This window comes from Burkholderia sp. FL-7-2-10-S1-D7 (genome assembly GCF_001524185.1).
Classification (GTDB): Bacteria; Pseudomonadota; Gammaproteobacteria; order Burkholderiales; family Burkholderiaceae; genus Burkholderia; species Burkholderia diffusa.
Genome location: NZ_LOWY01000028.1, coordinates 113,443 through 131,654 on the forward strand (window position 1 = coordinate 113,443; position 18,212 = coordinate 131,654).

The 18,212-nt window shown below is 67.8% G+C and carries 21 protein-coding genes, 1 tRNA gene and 1 pseudogene; 14 read left to right on the forward strand and 9 right to left on the reverse strand.

The window, feature by feature from the left end:
• Positions 1-60: 60 nt before the first annotated feature.
• Positions 61-1,257, forward strand: coding sequence for a pyridoxal phosphate-dependent aminotransferase (locus tag WS75_RS12935; protein WP_059680804.1), 1,197 nt, complete (start codon positions 61-63; stop codon positions 1,255-1,257).
• A gap of 118 nt (positions 1,258-1,375) precedes the next feature.
• On the opposite strand, the gene WS75_RS12940 is transcribed toward WS75_RS12935, so the two are convergent.
• A complete protein-coding gene (locus WS75_RS12940) occupies positions 1,376-2,500 on the reverse strand; it encodes a lytic transglycosylase domain-containing protein (protein ID WP_059680805.1) in 1,125 nt (374 codons plus the stop codon).
• Between the two features lie 596 nt (positions 2,501-3,096).
• Here WS75_RS12940 and WS75_RS12945 point away from each other — a divergent pair.
• On the forward strand, positions 3,097-4,653 hold the full coding sequence (locus WS75_RS12945; protein WP_059680806.1) for a UbiD family decarboxylase: 1,557 nt from the start codon (positions 3,097-3,099) through the stop codon (positions 4,651-4,653).
• 34 nt (positions 4,654-4,687) lie between these two features.
• Positions 4,688-5,359 (forward strand): LysE family translocator, encoded by a 672-nt coding sequence (locus tag WS75_RS12950; RefSeq protein ID WP_059680807.1) that lies wholly within the window; start codon positions 4,688-4,690, stop codon positions 5,357-5,359.
• 104 nt (positions 5,360-5,463) lie between these two features.
• Here WS75_RS12950 and WS75_RS12955 read toward each other — a convergent pair whose 3' ends face one another.
• Entirely contained in the window at positions 5,464-5,751 is a 288-nt protein-coding gene (locus WS75_RS12955; RefSeq protein WP_059680808.1) for a hypothetical protein, read from the reverse strand.
• A gap of 513 nt (positions 5,752-6,264) precedes the next feature.
• Between WS75_RS12955 and WS75_RS12960 the strand changes: the two genes are divergently transcribed.
• Together WS75_RS12960 and WS75_RS12965 are read left to right on the forward strand one after the other, a co-directional pair.
• Positions 6,265-7,194 (forward strand): Rossmann-like and DUF2520 domain-containing protein, encoded by a 930-nt coding sequence (locus WS75_RS12960; RefSeq protein WP_059680809.1) that lies wholly within the window; start codon positions 6,265-6,267, stop codon positions 7,192-7,194.
• A gap of 76 nt (positions 7,195-7,270) precedes the next feature.
• Positions 7,271-7,834: a YggT family protein gene (locus WS75_RS12965; RefSeq protein WP_059530230.1), complete on the forward strand. Its 564-nt coding sequence runs from the start codon at positions 7,271-7,273 to the stop codon at positions 7,832-7,834.
• Positions 7,835-7,843: 9 nt separating this feature from the next.
• Here the strand turns inward: WS75_RS12965 and WS75_RS12970 are convergent, their stop codons facing one another.
• From WS75_RS12970 to WS75_RS12985, 4 genes are all read right to left on the reverse strand, one after another.
• On the reverse strand, positions 7,844-8,194 hold the full coding sequence (locus WS75_RS12970; RefSeq protein ID WP_059680810.1) for a DUF190 domain-containing protein: 351 nt from the start codon (positions 8,192-8,194) through the stop codon (positions 7,844-7,846).
• Positions 8,195-8,218: 24 nt separating this feature from the next.
• Positions 8,219-8,605, reverse strand: coding sequence for a fluoride efflux transporter CrcB (gene crcB / locus WS75_RS12975; protein ID WP_059530237.1), 387 nt, complete (start codon positions 8,603-8,605; stop codon positions 8,219-8,221).
• Between the two features lie 107 nt (positions 8,606-8,712).
• Complete coding sequence (locus WS75_RS12980) at positions 8,713-9,597, reverse strand: SIR2 family NAD-dependent protein deacylase (protein ID WP_059680811.1); 885 nt, start codon at positions 9,595-9,597, stop codon at positions 8,713-8,715.
• A 79-nt stretch (positions 9,598-9,676) separates the two neighbouring features.
• A complete protein-coding gene (locus WS75_RS12985; RefSeq protein ID WP_059680812.1) occupies positions 9,677-10,282 on the reverse strand; it encodes an NUDIX domain-containing protein in 606 nt (201 codons plus the stop codon).
• A gap of 81 nt (positions 10,283-10,363) precedes the next feature.
• On the opposite strand from WS75_RS12985, the gene WS75_RS12990 reads away from it, so the two are divergent.
• The 3 genes from WS75_RS12990 (at position 10,364) to WS75_RS13000 (ending at position 12,395) form a co-directional block, all read left to right on the forward strand.
• Positions 10,364-11,119 carry a DeoR/GlpR family DNA-binding transcription regulator gene (locus tag WS75_RS12990; RefSeq protein ID WP_059680813.1) on the forward strand — a complete coding sequence of 252 codons (756 nt, stop codon included), beginning with the start codon at positions 10,364-10,366 and terminating at the stop codon, positions 11,117-11,119.
• Positions 11,120-11,250: 131 nt separating this feature from the next.
• On the forward strand, positions 11,251-11,862 hold the full coding sequence (locus WS75_RS12995) for a chromate transporter (protein ID WP_059680814.1): 612 nt from the start codon (positions 11,251-11,253) through the stop codon (positions 11,860-11,862).
• Positions 11,859-12,395 carry a chromate transporter gene (locus tag WS75_RS13000; protein WP_059680815.1) on the forward strand — a complete coding sequence of 179 codons (537 nt, stop codon included), beginning with the start codon at positions 11,859-11,861 and terminating at the stop codon, positions 12,393-12,395. The genes WS75_RS12995 and WS75_RS13000 overlap by 4 nt, the downstream gene beginning before the upstream one ends.
• Before the next feature lie 147 nt (positions 12,396-12,542).
• On the opposite strand, the gene WS75_RS13005 is transcribed toward WS75_RS13000, so the two are convergent.
• Positions 12,543-13,703, reverse strand: coding sequence for an enolase C-terminal domain-like protein (locus tag WS75_RS13005; RefSeq protein ID WP_059680816.1), 1,161 nt, complete (start codon positions 13,701-13,703; stop codon positions 12,543-12,545).
• A gap of 492 nt (positions 13,704-14,195) precedes the next feature.
• On the opposite strand from WS75_RS13005, the gene WS75_RS13010 reads away from it, so the two are divergent.
• The 4 genes and pseudogenes from WS75_RS13010 to WS75_RS13020 all read left to right on the forward strand — a co-directional run bounded on the left by WS75_RS13010 (position 14,196) and on the right by WS75_RS13020 (position 15,199).
• The gene (locus tag WS75_RS13010; RefSeq protein ID WP_059680817.1) at positions 14,196-14,480 is read left to right on the forward strand and encodes a hypothetical protein; all 285 of its coding nucleotides are present in this window, start codon (positions 14,196-14,198) and stop codon (positions 14,478-14,480) included.
• A gap of 47 nt (positions 14,481-14,527) precedes the next feature.
• Positions 14,528-14,737 carry a hypothetical protein gene (locus WS75_RS13015; RefSeq protein ID WP_059680837.1) on the forward strand — a complete coding sequence of 70 codons (210 nt, stop codon included), beginning with the start codon at positions 14,528-14,530 and terminating at the stop codon, positions 14,735-14,737.
• A 30-nt stretch (positions 14,738-14,767) separates the two neighbouring features.
• A pseudogene (gene rpsU, locus WS75_RS32030) lies at positions 14,768-14,983 on the forward strand (30S ribosomal protein S21).
• 9 nt (positions 14,984-14,992) lie between these two features.
• Positions 14,993-15,199 carry a hypothetical protein gene (locus WS75_RS13020; protein WP_059605430.1) on the forward strand — a complete coding sequence of 69 codons (207 nt, stop codon included), beginning with the start codon at positions 14,993-14,995 and terminating at the stop codon, positions 15,197-15,199.
• A gap of 393 nt (positions 15,200-15,592) precedes the next feature.
• On the opposite strand, the gene WS75_RS13030 is transcribed toward WS75_RS13020, so the two are convergent.
• Positions 15,593-15,937: a cupin domain-containing protein gene (locus WS75_RS13030; RefSeq protein WP_059466993.1), complete on the reverse strand. Its 345-nt coding sequence runs from the start codon at positions 15,935-15,937 to the stop codon at positions 15,593-15,595.
• Between the two features lie 294 nt (positions 15,938-16,231).
• Between WS75_RS13030 and WS75_RS13035 the strand changes: the two genes are divergently transcribed.
• A tRNA-Gly gene (locus WS75_RS13035) sits at positions 16,232-16,306 on the forward strand.
• A 133-nt stretch (positions 16,307-16,439) separates the two neighbouring features.
• Complete coding sequence (gene trmB / locus WS75_RS13040) at positions 16,440-17,207, forward strand: tRNA (guanosine(46)-N7)-methyltransferase TrmB (RefSeq protein ID WP_059605632.1); 768 nt, start codon at positions 16,440-16,442, stop codon at positions 17,205-17,207.
• 119 nt (positions 17,208-17,326) lie between these two features.
• Here the strand turns inward: trmB and WS75_RS13045 are convergent, their stop codons facing one another.
• Complete coding sequence (locus WS75_RS13045; RefSeq protein ID WP_059680818.1) at positions 17,327-18,157, reverse strand: undecaprenyl-diphosphate phosphatase; 831 nt, start codon at positions 18,155-18,157, stop codon at positions 17,327-17,329.
• Positions 18,158-18,212: the final 55 nt, after the last annotated feature.

The window sequence follows — 18,212 nt, forward strand, 5'->3', positions numbered from 1 at the left end:
TGTTTGTCCACGGGCGCGCAAGCGCCCGTTTTTCATTCTCTCCCCCGCCCCGCCCGACCGATGAATACCACCGCCGATTCGCTCGTCACGCTCGCCGCACGCGTCGACGCGATCCAGCCCTTCTACGTGATGGAACTGATGAAGGAGGCACAGCGGCTCGAGTCCTCCGGGCGCGATGTTATCCACATGGGCATCGGCGAACCGGATTTCACCGCACCGGAGCCCGTCGTCGAGGCGGCCGCGGCCGCGTTGCGCCGCGGCGTCACGCAGTACACGAGCGCGCTCGGCATCGCGCCGCTGCGTGAAGCGATCGCCGCGCACTATGCGCGCGCCTACGGCCTCACGATCAGCCCCGAGCGGATCGTCGTGACGGCCGGCGCCTCCGCCGCCCTGCTGCTCGCGTGCCTCGCGCTCGTCGGCCGTGACGACGAGGTGCTGATGCCCGACCCGTCGTATCCGTGCAACCGGCATTTCGTCGCGGCGGCCGAAGGTCGGCCGGTGCTCGTGCCGAGCGGCCCGGAAGCGCGCTTCCAGCTCACCGCGGACGACGTCCGCACGCGCTGGGGCAGCCACACGCGCGGCGTGCTGCTCGCGTCGCCGTCGAACCCGACCGGCACGTCGCTCGAGCCGGACGAGCTGAAACGGATCGTCGAAGCCGTGCGCGCACGCGGCGGCTTCACGATCGTCGACGAAATCTACCAGGGGCTCGGCTACGACGCGGCGCCCGTGTCGGCGCTGTCGTTCGGCGACGATGTCGTCACCGTGAACAGCTTCTCGAAGTACTTCAGCATGACCGGCTGGCGGCTCGGCTGGCTCGTCGTGCCGCCCACGCTCGTCGGCACCTTCGAAAAGCTGTCGCAGAACCTGTTCATCTGTCCGTCCGCGCTCGCGCAGCACGCGGCGCTCGCATGCTTCGAACCGGCGGCACTCGACATCTACGAGGCGCGCCGCCTCGAATTCAAGCGTCGCCGCGATTTCATCGCGCCAGCGCTCGAGAAGCTCGGCTTCACGGTGCCCGTGATGCCGGACGGCGCGTTCTACGTCTATGCGCACTGCGGCGGCGTCGCCCATCCGGCGGCCGGCGACAGCGCGGCGCTCACGCACGCGATGCTGCACGATGCGGGCGTCGTGCTGGTGCCGGGCATGGATTTCGGCGTGCATGCGCCGCGCGACTATATCCGGCTGTCCTATGCGACCGCCTACTCGCGCCTCGAAGAGGCCGTCGAGCGGCTCGCGGCACTGTTCGGCCAGCACTGACCGCCGATTCGCCGATCCGCTTTCCCGGCCGGCACACCGGCCGTTGCCCCGCACAAAAAAGAAAAAGGCACCCGAATCGGGTGCCTTTTTGCTGGAGTCTGGCCGGAACCGCTGGACGTTACGCGCCGAGTTCCGAGTGATCGCCGTGCGACTGCTTCACGGTATCGACGCTTGCGTCGTCCTGCTGCGGTGCGCCCTTCGGCGCGGCAGTCTTCGCGGTGATCGGCTGCGCGCCGTCGAGCGTCGCATGCAGGCGCTTGGCCCCACCGGCTGCTACCGTCACGGCCGCGGTCACGATCGGCTTCGACGGCTGGGCCGGCGCCTGCGGCGCATTGACCGGCACGCTGCGGCCATGCGCGACGTCGCGCAGGCGGTTGCGCTCGGCCATGACCTTCGAGCCGTACGCGGTGTCGTCCGGGTTGGTCGAGCCGTTGTACAGACGCAGGCCGTTCGCGAGCGAGCCGCCGCGGGCGATGCAGTCCTTCAGCACGAGCGCGCCGACCTGCAGGTTCGCGAGCGGTTGCAGCGCGGTGTCCGTGCCGCCGAAATACTCGAACTTGTCGGAATGAACCTTCGACATGACCTGCATCAGGCCTTGCGCGCCGACACCGCTTTCCGCGTACGGGTTGAAGCCCGATTCGATCGCCATCACGGACAGCAGCAGCAGCGGATCGAGGCCGACGTCGCGGCCGGTCTGGAACGCAGCCTTGACGAGCTGGCCGAGCGGCTCCTGCGCGACGCGGTAACGGCGCGACAGGTAAGTGGCGACGAGCGCCTGTTCGCGGTTCGACGCGAGCGCACGATCGTCGCGCGCATCGGCCGGGACCCGCTGGGTCGGGATCAGTTTCGCCAGCGCGACGGGCGACGGGCCGCTACGGGCCGGATCGGACGCATCGTTCTGCGCGGCGGTTTCCGACGTGACGTCGAGACCGACGGCGAGCGCATCCGTTTCGGGGGCGTCTTCCTGCTGCGGCTGCGCGCCAGCGGGCGCGAAGTTCGGCAGCGGATGGCCGGTCAGCAGACGGGCCGGACCGGCCTGCACGGCCGCGGATACGATCGGCATCAGCTTCGCGGCGAGATTCCCGCGCACGGTCGGCAGCAACCACAGGGCAAGCGCGACCGCGACAGCGAGACAGCCGACAACGCTGAATAGATGGTGACTGACACGCGTCCCGCGACGCAGCATGTTGCGCACGATTTGTGCATGCTGCTCACTAGGACGCCACGATAACCAAGCGTTCATTCAGATCATCTCCCATGAACATGACTCGTGCGGCTCGCTCAGCTCGATGGCGAGACAGAAAACGCGCCGCGGAATCACGACGCCGCACGCCTTGGTTGGGACGCGCAGGCATCGGGGAAACGGTATAAGTACCGTTCGAGGCCACGGTGTAAGAGGGCCAGCACCTTCGCACATTGGGCGAGGCGGGCATACGCGGTGGCACTCACGCAAAAAACCAGCGTCTGGTGGCGCTGGCTAGGACTACGACAAAGGCCGTCGAATACGCCGTGCAGGTTTCGGCGGACGGTGACGCGCTGCGTCAAAGATCGGTGATTGGCGGCTCGAAGCCTTTTACCCTGCAACCAATGTGAGCGGATTCTAGCAGGGTTTTATAGATCGTCAACACTATAAAACCGCAAAGCTATAACAAAAAGTAATTTTGAATCGCCCTTCAGATCGCAGGCCCGCTGCCGTAGGGGCTCTGCGCGCCGTCGACTTTTTTCTCCGCCGGGCGTGCGAGCGGCCGCCCGGGTAAAATCGTCGGTCGATTCGGGGCCGCAGCCGGCCGCTGCGCCCACCCATCGCCGCCCGCCTTGCGGGCGGCTCGGACCTTCTTCATGAAATACAAAGACTTACGCGATTTCATCCAGCGCCTCGAGGCGCTCGGCGAGCTGCGGCGCGTCACGCAGCCCGTGTCGCCCGTGCTCGAAATGACCGAACTGTGCGACCGCGTCCTGCGCGCCGGCGGCCCGGCGCTGCTGTTCGCAGCGCCGCCCGGCAATGCGTTCCCGGTGCTCGGCAACCTGTTCGGCACGCCGCGCCGCGTGGCGCTCGGAATGGGTGTCGATGCGGGCGACGACGCCGCGCTCGGCTCGCTGCGCGACCTCGGGCGGCTGCTGTCCGCGCTGAAGGAGCCTGATCCGCCGAAGAGCCTGAAGGACGCCGGCAAGCTGCTGTCGCTCGCGAAGGCCGTATGGGACATGGCGCCGAAATCGGTGTCGTCGCCGCCGTGCCAGGAGATCGTCTGGGAAGGTGCCGACGTCGACCTGAACAAGCTGCCGATCCAGACCTGCTGGCCCGGCGACGCAGGACCGCTCGTCACGTGGGGCCTCACGGTCACGCGCGGGCCGAACAAGCCACGCCAGAACCTCGGCATCTATCGCCAGCAACTGATCGGCCGCAACAAGCTGATCATGCGCTGGCTCGCGCATCGCGGCGGTGCGCTGGACTTCCGCGAATTCGCGCTGAGGAACCCCGGCAAGCCGTATCCGGTCGCGGTCGTGCTCGGCGCCGATCCGGCCACGACGCTCGGCGCGGTGACGCCCGTGCCCGATTCACTGTCCGAGTATCAGTTCGCCGGCCTGCTGCGCGGCAGCCGCACCGAGCTCGCGAAGTGCCTGACGCCCGGCGTCGATACGCTGCAGGTGCCCGCCCGCGCGGAGATCGTGCTCGAAGGCTTCATCCATCCGCAGGAAGGCGCGCCCGCCCCTGCCCCGGCCGGCGCACCGCCGCGGCCGGCCGGCAACGCGGCCGCCGCATACGAGCACGCGCTCGAAGGCCCGTACGGCGACCACACCGGCTACTACAACGAGCAGGAATGGTTCCCGGTGTTCACCGTCGAGCGGATCACGATGCGCCGCGACGCGATCTATCACTCGACCTATACGGGCAAGCCGCCCGACGAGCCGGCCGTGCTCGGCGTCGCGCTCAACGAGGTGTTCGTGCCGCTGCTGCAGAAGCAGTTCACCGAGATCACCGACTTCTACCTGCCGCCGGAAGGCTGCAGCTACCGGATGGCCATCGTCCAGATGAAGAAGAGCTACGCCGGCCATGCGAAGCGCGTGATGTTCGGCGTGTGGAGTTTCCTGCGGCAGTTCATGTATACGAAGTTCATCGTGGTCGTCGACGAGGACGTCAACATCCGCGACTGGAACGAGGTGATCTGGGCGATCACGACGCGCGTCGACCCCGTGCGCGACACCGTGATGGTCGACCGCACGCCGATCGACTATCTCGATTTCGCGTCGCCCGTCGCGGGCCTCGGCTCGAAGATGGGGCTCGACGCGACCAACAAGTGGCCCGGCGAGACGAACCGCGAATGGGGTCGCCCGATCGAGATGGATGCGGCCGTGAAGGCGCGTGTCGACCGTCTCTGGCAGGAAATCGGACTGTAAGTCCATGCATTGAACGCACCCGACAAGAACGACGATGAGCTTTCCCCCCGCCTCGATGCTGTCCGACGGGTTCTTCCTGTCGCTATCGCTGTGTCTCGACATCGGCCTCGTCAACGTCGCGATGCTGTCGCTGACGCTGTCGCACGGCTTCCGGCCGGGCTTCTGGCTCGGCGTCGGCTCGTGCGTCGGCGATCTCGTCTACGCGGCGCTCGCGCTCGCGGGCATGGCCGTGCTGCTGCAGTTCGAGGCCGTGCGCTGGGTCGTCTGGATCGGCGGCGGCGCAGTGCTGCTGTTCCTCACGTGGAAGATGGCGCGTGAAGCGCTCGCGCCGGCCGGCAGCGCCAACGACGGCACGGCGGACGACACGCCGCAGCCGCGTGCCAGCGCGCGGCGCAGCTTCGTGCGCGGGATGCTGCTGGCGATGTCGTCGCCGAGTGCGATTCTGTGGTTCGCGGCGGTCGGCGGCGCGCTGATTGCGAAAGCCGGCGCGACCACGCCGGCGACGGCGTCGGTGTTCCTGTCCGGCTTCTTCCTCGGCGGCCTCGCGTGGACGCTCTTCATGTGCACGCTCGCGAGCCAGGGCCGCAAGCGCGCGGGCGCGGGGATGATGCGCGCGTGCCACGTCGCGTCGGCGCTGCTGTTCGCGTATTTCTCGTACAGCGTGATCGTCGGCGGCTACCGCGACCTGATTGTCCACGCGGCGTAACCGCCGCACGCACAGCCGCGCCCCAAATGAAAAACGGCGCAACGCTCCGCAAGGGACGTTGCGCCGTTTAGCCGCGCGCGATCAGGCCGCGCGCGCGGAATGCGTCAACGACGCCAGCCGTGGTGCCCCCAGCCGCCGTAGCCGTGACGCCAGTACGGACGGCCGTAGTAACCGCCGACGACCACGGCGGGCGGTGCATAGTAGGCCGGCGCCGGCGCGTAATACACCGGCGGGGGCGGTGCGTAATACACGGGCGGAGGCGGCGCATACACGGGATACGCAGGCGCGATCGGGACACCGATGCCGACCCCGATCGACACGTGAGCCTGCGCGGCGCTTGCGGCACCCAGGCCCAGCGCGGCGGCGGCGATGAACGGAATGAGCTTTTTCACTTCGATTCTCCTGCTGGAGCGGTAATTTGTACGCTCCTGTCGGCAACGGCGGGCATGCACGTCGCATGGATGCAATGTAGCGAAAACCCACCGCACGCGTATGGCGCATTTGTTGCAAATTGCAATTCCACGCGGCTGCGGCCACCGTCCGGCAGGGCGCCGAGGCCCGGCAATCCCCCTCGCGAGTCCCGCGCTTCCGTCCGACCAGCGAAACCGCGACGCGCCGGCCGGTCAGTCTTACCGGATCCGGTAAGCGTGGCGGGCACGCTTCCGTAATGAACGATTACAAATTCGCGACAGGACGCCGACAATCCAGGCGGGACACAGCCCCCCGCGCGATTTGGGGCCGGATTAGACCAACTTCGACGGAGGCGAAACCGCCGCGCGAATTTACCTTGTCCGCACCGAACACTGCCGTCCAGGCCGTCCCCGTTCGGCATCGCCGCCTATCCACGACCGCCCCGCCATTCCTGCGATACTGACGTCTGCTCCGTTTTCGCTGCGTGACCCGCCATGCCCCTTCCCGCTCTCCCCCGCCTAGGCTTCATCGGCGCCGGCCGCCTGGCGCGCTGCCTCGCCCTGCGCTTCGCGGCGGCCGGCTTTCCGGTCACCGCGATCGCGAGTCGCACGACGGAATCGGCCGCGGCACTTGCCGCGCGCATCGACGGCTGCCGGGCGGTCGACACGCCGCAGCAGGTCGTCGACGCCGCCGACCTGATCTTCCTGACCGTGCCCGACGACCATCTCGCCTCGACCGCCGCCGCGCTGCGGTTCGACGCGGCGCGAGCGGCAGGCCAGGCGCTCGTCCACTGCAGCGGCGCGTCGGCGGTCGAGTTGCTCGATCCGGCAAAGCGCCAAGGCGCGGCCACGGGCGGCTTCCACCCGCTCTACCTGTTCGGCGGCACGGACGCCGATCTCTCCCGCATCGACGGCTGCTCGGTCACGCTCGAAGCCGACGGCGCGCTGCACGCGACGCTGCTGCGACTTGCTGCCGCGCTCGGCTGCCATCCGCTGTCGATTCCGGCCGGCGGCCGAATGCTGTATCACGCGGCCGCGCATTACGCGGCGAGCTTCGCGCTGTGCGGGCTGTCGGAAGCGGTCGAGCTGTGGCGCGGCCTCGGTTTCGACGAGGAAGCGGCGTTGCGCGCGCTGCTGCCGATGCTCACCGGCACGATCGCGACCGCGCGCGACAAGGGCCTCGCGAACGCACTGGCAGGCCCGGTGTCGCGCGGCGACACCGGCATCGTCGAGCGTCAGCTCGCGCTGCTCGAGGCGCGCGGCGGCGACCACGCGACCCTGTATGCGCTGATGACCCGCCGCGCGGTCGCGCTCGCGGCGAAGCGCGCGGCGCCGCCGGCCGCGCTGCCGGCGCTTGCGCAGGCTGTCGAAACGTCGCTCGCGCGCACGACCGGGCACCCCTCCCCGCCGCGCGACGAGGCGTGATAAGGTGTCGGCCGATGCGCCGCCATCCGGCGTTGGCGGCCGCACGCTACTCGACTGTATAAAAAGGATGCCAACGATGTTCGGCGAGATCGCCCGTTTTCTGCTCAATACCGTCTTCACCCTGTTCGGCGCGGCGCTGATTCTGCGCGTCTGGATGCAGGCCGTCCGCGTGCCGCCGTACAACCCCGTCACGCAGGCCGTGCTGCAGGCGACCAACTGGCTCGTGCTGCCGTTGCGCCGCGTGATCGCGGGCGTGCGCGGCATCGACTGGGCAAGCGTCGTCGCCGCCCTCCTCACCGCGCTCGTCTATGTGGTGCTGATGGTCGTGATGGCCGGCCTGGATCCGGCCTCGGTGATCGCGACGCTCGTCGTGGTCGCGCTGCTCACCGTCGTGAAGTGGGCGCTCAATCTCGTGATCTGGATGACGATCCTGATGGCGCTGCTGTCGTGGCTCAATCCGCGCTCGCCGGCGATGCCGATCCTCTACCAGCTCACCGCGCCGTTCCTGAACCCGCTGCGCCGCGTGATCCCGAACCTGGGCGGCATCGACCTGTCGCCGATCCTGCTGTTCGTGATCGTGCAGGTGCTGCTGATGATCGTCACGCGCGCCGCCGTGTCGCTGACGATGTTCGGCATCTGACGCGTTGCGCTATGCTGCCGGCCCCTGCGCCGGCGGCACCTCGAGCGTGTCGATCACCCCGAAGCGCGCGGGAATCATCGCGTAGCACACGCGCACCTTCTCGCGCGCGAGCCGCTCGAGCAGTTGCTGCGCCTCGTCCTCGGTGACGATGAACTCGACCTCGATCGCGAGCGAGCCCTGCAGCTCGAAAAAGCGGTCCTCGTGCAGCACCCGATGCCGGCCGAAGCCGGCCATCGCCCGAAACGCGGAACCGCCCGCGACGCCCATCCGGTTTCCTTCCTCCAGCAGCCACTCCCACAGCGGCTTCCAGTGCAGCCGGTGCTGCTCGTGCACGTAGAAGCGCAAGAAAACCCTGTCCATCGCGTCCTCCCGATGCCGGCGCGCTCAGGCTGCCGCGAACCACGCGCGCGCGGTCCACATGCCGAGCGCCGTCAGCGTGAACGATCCAGTCAAGTGTAGGGCAGCCACCGCGAACGCCCATCCCAATTCGCCCTGCACCGCGTGCGTCATCACTTCGACCGAATAGGTCGAGAATGTCGTGAGGCCGCCAAGGAAGCCCGTGATGACGAACAGCCGCCACTCAGGCGGCAGCCCGACGCGGGTGGTAAACGCGACGGCCGCGATGCCGATCACGTAGCCGCCGATCAGGTTCGCGGCGAGCGTGCCGAGCGGCACGGCGGGAAAGAACGCGTTGAGCGCAAGGCTCAGGAACCAGCGCAGCAATGCGCCGAGCCCGGCGCCGACGAAGATCGCGACGATCGAATAGAACAAGGGAGCTCCTCGCTGACGAAGCCGCATCGCGGATGCGGCCTACGCCGAACTGTATGCGGAATCGCGCCGCGACGGCAATGCCGGCCGGCCGATTCGCCGCGCGCCGCTCAGCCGCCGTGCCATGCGCGGTCGAGCGCCACGAGCGTCGCGAGCGCGCTGCCCTTCAGCCCGATCACGTCCGCGCGGCGGGCATGGGCCTCGCGTGCGTTGATGCGGATCACGTCGGCGCCGAGCCGCTCGCTCGAGAGACGCACGGTCGGAATCGCGGTGCCCGCGCCGATCTCGACGACGGTCACCCATCCCGCCTGCGCGATCCAGTCCTGCAGGGCCCGCTCCTGCGCGTCGTAGCGTTCGCCGAGCCAGCCGTTGTCGCCGAACATCAGGATGTTCGGCCGCGCGAGGCCGCCGCAGCGCGGGCAGCGCGGCAGCTCGCCGACCAGCCGGCACGCGGCCGCGTCGACCTCGGGCGTGAACGGCGCGGCATCCCACGTGTCGTCCGAGCAGGGTCGCAGGCACTGCATCGAATGAATCGAACCGTGAATCTCGGCGACACGCGCCGGATCGAAACCGGCCTTCTGAAACTGGCCGTCGACGTTGCTCGTCAGCACGAAGCCGCCGTTCGGCATCACGTCCATCCAGCGCCGCAGGATCGCGAAGCCCGCGTGCGGCACCGTCTGCCGGTAGAGTCCGAGACGGTGTCCGTAAAAGCCCCACGCAAGCTGCGGATGTGCGCGGAACGCCTGCGGCGAAGCGATCTCGTGGAATTCGAAACGCTCGTGGCGCAGCGCCGGATACGCGCGCCAGAAGCCGTCCGTGCCGCGGAAATCGGGCAGCCCCGAATCGACGCCGATGCCCGCGCCGGCCGTCACGAGCAGCGCATCGGCGCGCGCGAGCGCCTCGACGGCGGACGCGACCAGATGCGCCGGCAGTGGCTCGGCAGCGGCGCTGGAATCGGTGGAATCAGTGGAATCGGACGAGTCGGAAATCGGCATGATGGAGCAGCGGAAGCGTCGAACGGTGCGCGAGTGGCGTCGCGCGATCATACGCCGGTTCGGGCGCCGCGCCGCGACATCACGCAGCCGCGGCGCGCACGCCCGCGGGTTCCCGCAGCGCGACGTACTGCAGCAGCATGATCGTCTTCGCGTCGACGATCTCGCCACGCTCGACGGCATCCAGCGCCGCGTGCAGCGGCATCTCGACGACCTCGAGATCCTCGCCCTCCTCCGCGATGCCGCCGCCGTCGCCCGTGCGCAGCGACGCATCGTATTCGCCGACGAAGAAATGCAGCCTTTCCGTCACCGAGCCGGGACTCATGAACGCCTCGAACACCTTGCGCACGCCGCGCACGCGATAGCTGGTTTCCTCTTCGGCCTCCGCGCGAATGCGTGCCTCGGGCGTCGCGTCGTCGAGCAGGCCGGCGGCGGCTTCGAGCAGCATCCCGTCGTGTCCGTTGACGAACGCCGGCATCCGGAACTGCCGCGTGAGCAGCACGTCGCCCGTCGTCGCGTTGCGCAGCAGGATGGTCGCGCCGTTGCCGCGGTCGTACGTTTCGCGGCTCAGGCGCTGCCACGTGCCGTCGCGGCGCAGGAAATCGAACGTGACCTTCTTCAGCACATACCAGTCATCGGACAGCACCGTCGTATCGACGATGCGGACGCGGTCCCGCGTTGCGGCCATGGTGGTCTCCCATTCGACAAGTGACGGCACTCATGGTAGCGTGCATATTCGTGCAATTTCAAGAAATTTCGTGCAAACCCGATGCTGACGACCCAACGCAAGAAAGCGATCCTCGATGCGCTCGCCCGCGACGGCCAAGTGCTGGCCGTCGAACTGAGCGCGCAATTCGGCGTGTCCGAGGACACGATCCGGCGCGACCTGCGCGAACTGGCGGCCGAGGGCCTGCTACAGCGCGTGCATGGCGGCGCGCTGCCGGCGTCGCCGGCGGTCGCGCCGTTCGCGCAGCGCGAACTGCTCGAAACCGCGGAGAAACGGCGCATCGCGCGCCGGGCCGCGCAGATGATCGCGCCCGGACAGGTCGCGATCGTCGACGGCGGCACGACGTCGGCACTGCTCGTCAGCGAGTTGCCGCCCGACCTGCGCGCGACGATCGTCACGCACAGCCCGAGCGTCGCCGTCGCACTGGCCGCGCATCCGTCGATCGACGTGATCCTGATCGGCGGACGGCTGTACAAGCATTCGATCGTCGCCGTGGGCGCCGCGGCGATCGAAGGCATTTCGCGCATCCACGCGGACCTGTATTTCATGGGCGTGACCGGCGTTCATCCAGTCGCGGGGCTGAGCACCGGCGACTTCGAGGAAGCGGCGATCAAGCGCGCACTGGCGGGGCGCGCCGGCGAGACGATCGTGCTGGCTTCGCAATCCAAACTGCGAGCGGCGTCGCAGTTCGCGATCGGCGAGCTCACGCTCGCACAAGCGATCGTGGTCGAACGGGAAACCGATGCAGCGCTGACCGAGCCGATCGAGGCCGCGGGCGTGACGGTCGTGCGCGCGTAGCCGAGCGGCGGCTTCGACGTCTGCACGCCGGTGGCGCGGCACCGACATCGTCGTCGGCGCGATGTCAGCGTGCCGACAGGTGCCGCTTGCTACCATGGGCAACTGCCCACCCGCCGCGCCCCGTCCGCCCGATGTCTTCACCCTCCAACCCGATCGCACCCGCGCCACCCGACGGCCCGGCCCCGCCGCCCGGCGTCCTCGCACTCTTCATCGCGTTCGCGCAGATCGGCCTGACCAGCTTCGGCGGCGGGCTGAGCGGGCGCATGATGCGCGACTTCGTGCACGAGCGGCGCTGGCTCGACGAGGGAGCGTTCCTCAACGGCCTTGCGCTGTCGCAGGCGCTGCCGGGCGTCAACGTGAAGAACCTCGCGATCTGGATCGGCTACCGGCTGGCCGGATGGCGCGGCGCGGTGGCCGGCTTCACCGGCATCATCGCGCCGCCGGCCGTGCTGATCGTGCTGTTCGGCGTCGCGTTCTCGACGCTGACGCGCTTTACGCTCACGCACGTCGCGCTCGCGGGCGCGGCCGCCGCGGCGATCGGGCTGTCGATCTCGATGGCGATCACCGCAGTGCGCCGGCTGCCGCGCCGCGCGCTGCCGTTCGCGGTGGCGGCGCTCACGTTCGTGTCGGTGGCGGTGCTGCACTGGCCGCTCGTATGGACCGTACTTGTCGCCGGCGCGCTGAGCGTCGCGCTCGAATACCGGCGCGCGGCCGCATCCGGCGTCGGGAGCGACGAACGATGACTGCCTCGTCACGCTACGCCGCCCTGTTCGGCGTATTCGCACCGCTGTCGATCGCGACGATCGGCGGTGGTCAGGCGATCATCGCGGACATCCAGCGGCAGGTCGTCGACGTGCATCACTGGATGACGGCCTCGCAGTTCGTGAACGACTTCGCGATCGCGCGAATGGCGCCGGGCCCCGGCTCGCTGCTCGCGACGCTGATCGGCTGGCAGGTGGCGGGCTTCTGGGGCGCGGTCATCGCGACGCTCGCGCTGTTCGGGCCGACCGCGTTCCTGATCTACGGCGTAGCGCATCTGTGGCGGCGCCACCAGGGCGCACGCTGGCAGGTCGCGCTCGAGGCAGGCCTGCGCCCGGTCGCGGCCGGCATGATTCTCGCGTCGGTCTGGGTGCTGCTGCAGGCGCTCGACGGCGGCTGGCCCGCGCGGGCGATCGCGGTCGTATCGACGATATGCGTGATGGTCACGCGCATTCACGCACTGCTGCTGATCGTCGTCGGCGCGTTGCTGCTGGTCGGCGCGCACGCGATCGGGTGACGGCGGCTCGCCTATGGCGTCCGGGCATGCCGCGCATGGTTCGACCACGCGCTCACGTAGTGTGTGCTCGAGCGGTACGTCGCCGCGATGATGCTCGGGTGCGCGGTCCGCTTCGCGATCGATGCGCGCTGAGACCGGCCGCGCAGTTCACAAGCCGGCTACCGCGCGAAACGCGCGGTACGCATCGGCATGAAGCTCGAAGCCGATGCCCGGCGCCTGTGGCACGGCCGCGTAGCCGGCGTCGACCGATTCGCCGTCCGCCAGCCCGTTGAACGGGCGGAACGCGAACGGGCTCACTTCGGCGCCGCCGAGCCCGAGCGCCGACACGACGTGCAACGAGAACAGATGACCACCGTGCGGCCAGAACGCATCGCGCCGCCAGCCGTTCGACACGAAATGGTCGACGATCTGCAGATAGCCCGGCAGGCCATAGCAATGCACCGGATCGAACACAAGGACGTCGCGGTCCGGGCGCAGGCCGCCGTAGCGTTCGATCAGCTTCGCTTCCGCGAGCGAGAACAACGCCTCACCGGCCGCGACCGGCGGCGCGTATTGCGCGGTCAGGTCCGCATGAAGCGGCAGGTCGAGCGGATCGCAAAGGTCCTCGAACCACCAGAGTTCGAACGGTGCCAACATCGCGACGGCTGCGCGGCCGCTCGTCGCGTCGTACGTGTTCATCGCATCGACCGCGAGATGCGAACTGTCGGCCAGACGCGCCGCGGCCGCTTCGATGCGTCTTTTGTCGTGATCGACATCCGCGCCGCCGATCTTGATCTTCGCGTGCGTGTAGCCGAGATCGGCGATGCGGCGCATCTCGTCCGACAGGTGCGCGAGATCGTCGTGCGGATAGCGGTAACCACCGCCCGCGTAGACACGCACGCGAGGTGCCGCATTGCGCGCGAGCCCGTCGGCGATGAAGCGATGGAGGGGCAGGCCTGCGATCTTCGCAGCAGCATCCCAGATCGCCATGTCGAGCACGCCGACCGCGACACAGCGTTCGCCGTGCCCGCCGGGCTTCTCGCCTGCCATCATCGCGCGCCATGCGCGAAACGGATCGAGGTTCGTGCCGGCGTCGTCGGCGATGGCGTCCGCGGCGGCCAGCAGACGCGGCGCGAACCGTTCGCGAATCAGCCCGCCCTGTGCATGACGCCCGACCGAAGCGTAGCCGTAACCCGTGATCGGCCGGCCATCGCGCACGACATCGGTAACGATCGCGACGACGCTCGTCGTCAAGCCGCCCGACGGTAGCGCCGGATCTGCATGGCGGGAAACGGGGATCGCTTGCTCGCGGATGTCGATGATGCGCATGGTCGGGGTTCCGGGAAAACGTTCGGCGTTCGCGCGCCATGCGCGCATTCCGGGACGGCGCGACTGGCGGATCGCTGCATCATAGGCGCTCGCGCGATGTCGTGCAGACGCGCGACCGTCGCGATGCGGCGAAGGGATCCGACTCGCTCGACATCATCCGAATCGCGCCGTGCCGCGTCGACGTGCGGACGAATGCTGCGTCACGTGCGAGGCGCGTCGCGGGCCTCGACGCCGGTCATCGCCCCCCACTGGCGCGGCCGCGAATTAGATGGACATCCGACACGAAGCGCGTATGATGAATTTTGTCCGAGCCTGCGTCACTGCACTCGCCGCTCGCCCCGCCGTCTACCCTCTCGCTGCGTCGCGCCGTTACCGTCCGTTACCCGCGCGCATTGCTGTCCTTTTCACCCCACCCGTCACACCGCGCCGCGGTGATACCGGTCGGTTGCGTTCGTCCACGCGATTTGTCGCGCCCGAACCCAGGAGTTCATCATGAGCATGCATCTCTATCGTGGCTTCGAAATCTATCCGCTGATCTACCCGCACATTCCGTCGCTGAACGGTAATACGCACAACTACGACGCCGGCTTCGACGCGGCCGTGAAGATCTGCCTGCGCGGCACCACCGACACGCTGACCCGCAGCGAAACATTCCGGCTGCTCGACAACGCACCGTTCGAATCGGCGGGCGAAGCGCGCCGCGCGTCCGTTCGCTACGCGGAGCAGATCATCGACGGCAATCGCGGCAAGCAGCCGCTCTTCGCAGATTCCCATTGACGCTTCCTGTCGCGGCTGCGCGGCCGCATCCTGATTTGGATGACGAAATGATTATCGATGAACTCCTGCGCCTGATCGAACGGCGAGAGATTTCCAGTACCGACGCAGTCCCGCACGACGGCCTCGCCGGTTCTGCGTTGCGTCACCAACCCGAGTTGCAGATGTTCGCAGCAGTGCGCGCATTGACGATCAACGCCGGATATTCGGAATTCGAATCCGACGAGATCGCAAGTGCCGTCATGACCCGGCTCGGCTAGTTTTCCGCCACGCGTGTCTTGAAACAGCACCTGCAGACGACGATCATCCGCAAGCCCGACGAACCTGTCGATGTCGCGCTCCGGCGCTTCCGGTGAAACATCGAGGCGACGGGCCTGATCCGCGAGTTGCGTGGTCGCACCGGCTATGAAAAGCCAACTACCGAGCGCAAGCGCAAGAATGCCAGCGCCGTCGCGAGACAGTGCCTGCTCGCGAAACGCATGCTGCCGCCTCGCAAGCTCTATTAGGAGAACGCCGTGTACCAGCCGACCGTCGAGGACCCTCCATTCTTCCCGTTGACGAAATGCGAGGTCGATTTCGATCGACAGAAGGATGCGATCACGCTTCTGCCCAGCTTTTACGCGTTCGGCTGTGAGTACACCAGTCGCGGCCTCCTGATCGGCCGAGACGATGCGTTCAGATTGATTGCCGCGATCGAAAAGGCCCTGAGCATCGAGCAGTGAACGTCGCCCCGACGTTGTCGAATCGCGTCGTGCCAAGCGGCGCGGACATCGCGACGCATGCGAGCGCTCTGACCGACTCCGGACTGGCCGCGCCTCTTTGTTGCCCATGCGTCGCACCTCGGGCGCGCGATTCGGCGGGCGTACGGGATGGCGCCGAGCGCCTATCGTGAGCGGCAGACACCCGGCGCGATCGGTGAGATCGACGGGATAGCGGAACCGGCCGAGCGTGCGGCCACGCTCGGCGAGTAGTTTCCGAACCGGAACGAGTTTGTTGAGCCGGAATCCCCTGCTTGCGATCCCGACTGAAACCGTTGCTCGTCGGCACGGGTACGGATGCGTTTCAGCGCATCGATTCAACCGGCGCTGGTACGCGAGTCGAATCGACAGGCCCGCTCAGGCAAACACGAAGTACTTGCGCACCGTCTCCACCACTTCCCACGTCCCTTTCATGCCGGGTTCGATCACGAACACGTCGCCGGCCTTCAGGTGCACCGGCTCCTCGCCTTCCGGCGTGATGATGCAGTAGCCGTCGAGGAAGTGGCAGTACTCCCATTTCTCGTAGTTCACTTCGAACTTGCCCGGCGTGCAGATCCAGGTGCCCATGATCTTGCTGCCATCCTTCGAGAGGTAGGCGTTGAGGTTCACGGTGTGCGGATCGCCGCCGATGCGCTTCCACTTGGTCGCGTCAACGACCGGGGTCGGGCAGGTTTTGCGCAGAACGGTGATGAAATCGGACATGTCGGCTCCAGACTAACGATCGGGTAGAAGGTCTGTCACGTTAGTTCGAAAGCTTCACCGGGGCTTGTATGCGTCCGACACCGACTCGTCTATTTTCGACACGGACTTGCGTGCTGGCGCGCCGCCTGCATGTTCCGGTCGGCCTTGCGATGACCGACCGCTTCCGGCCGATCCTTGACGCCCGTTCCCGGCGATCCGTCGCCCAACCACCGAGCCCATGCGTGCTTCGAGGCAGGCGGCCAAAAACGCCTTGCTTGCAACATCTGCGCCAAACCCTGTAGAATTACGCGTTCTGCGGGCGTCGTATAATGGCCATTACCTCAGCTTCCCAAGCTGATGACGTGGGTTCGATTCCCATCGCCCGCTCCACCTTCGGCTGCTCGGCAGCCTGCGCAAGAGCCGCCTCGTCGAAGGCGGCTTTTTTGTACCGTCTGCCGGTTCATCTGGTAGCACCGCTGCGCATGACGGGCCCGCGCCCGAACCAAGCCTTTCTCTGTCACCGATGATGCACGACGATCCGAACGAAGCCGGCCTGCCGCCGGACGACGCCGCCCTTCCCGACGAAGCCGCCGACGGCGCCGACGAAGTCAACCCGCTGCACCGCCGCCGCATCCGCAGCTTCGTGACGCGCGCCGGCCGCGTGTCGACCGGCCAGCGCCGCGCGCTCGACGATCTCGGCCCGCGCTTCGTCGTCCCGTACGCGGCGGAAATCCCGGACTGGGACGCCGTGTTCGGCCGCCGCGCGCCGCGCATCCTGGAGATCGGCTTCGGGATGGGCGCATCGACCGCGGAAATCGCCGCGCATCGCCCGGGCGACGACTTCCTCGGCGTCGAAGTGCACGAACCGGGTGTCGGCGCGCTGCTGAAACTGATCGGCGAGCAGGACCTGCCGAACATCCGCATCATCCAGCACGACGCGGTCGAGGTGCTCGAGCACATGCTCGCGCCGGAAAGCCTCGACGGCGTGCACATCTTCTTCCCCGATCCGTGGCACAAGGCGCGCCATCACAAGCGCCGACTGATCCAGCCGCCGCTCGTCGCACACCTCGCATCGCGCCTGAAGCCCGGCGCGTACCTGCATTGCGCGACCGACTGGCAAAACTACGCGGAACAGATGCTGGAAGTGCTCGGCGCCGAACCGACGCTCGAAAACACGGCGGCCGACTACGCGCCGCGCCCCGATTACCGCCCCGTCACGAAGTTCGAACGGCGCGGGCTGCGGCTCGGCCACGGCGTGTGGGACCTGGTGTTCCGCAAACGCGCCGGCTGAACACAACGCGCAGCGCACGCAACGCACGCTGCGCGTCGCGCAATGACAAACGGCCCGACCGGCATCTGCTGCCGATCGGGCCGTTTTCTATTGGATGCGCCCTCGCCCCCGCACCGGCATCACGCCCAGTTCAGCCACCCGCTATACCCCACCAGCAGCACGAACAGGCCGAACGCGATCCGGTACCACGCGAACACGGTGAAGTCGTGCGTCGCGACGAAACGCAGCAGCCAGCGCACGCACGCGAACGCGCTGACGAACGCGGCAACGAGCCCGAGCGCGAACAGGCCAAGCGAATCGACCGTGAACGCCTGCCAGTCCTTGACGGTTTCATAGAGCGTCGCGCCGAAGATGATCGGAATCGCGAGGAAGAACGAGAATTCGGTCGCGACGCGCCGGTCGAGGCCGAAGAGCATCCCGCCGATAATCGTCGAGCCCGAGCGCGACATGCCCGGCACCAGCGCGAAACATTGCGCGATGCCGACCTTCAGCGCGTCGAGCGGCGTGAGCGCATCGACCGACTGCACGCGCGGCGGCTCGCTGCGTTCGCGCTGCCGCGCCTCGGCCCACAGGATGATCGCGCCGCCGACGACGAGTGCGAACGCGACCGGCACCGGCGAGAACAGCACGGCCTTGATCTTCTTCTCGAACAGCAGGCCGAGCGCGATCGCCGGAATGGTCGCGATCACGACGTTCAGCGTGAAGCGCTGCGCGTCGGGCCGGCTCGGCAGCCCGGACACGATGGAGACGATCCGCTGCCGGTATTCCCAGCAGACCGCAAGGATCGCGCCGAACTGAATCACGACGTCGAAGGTCTTCGCGTGCGCATCGTTGAAATTCAGGAAACTGCCCGCGACGATCAGGTGGCCGGTGCTCGACACCGGGAGGAATTCCGTCAGTCCCTCGACGACGCCGAGGATCAATGCCTTGCCGATCAGGATCCAGTCCATCCGTGGCCCAACTCCGAAGTAGTCGAAAGAAAGGGCCGCATCGCCGTCGCGGCCC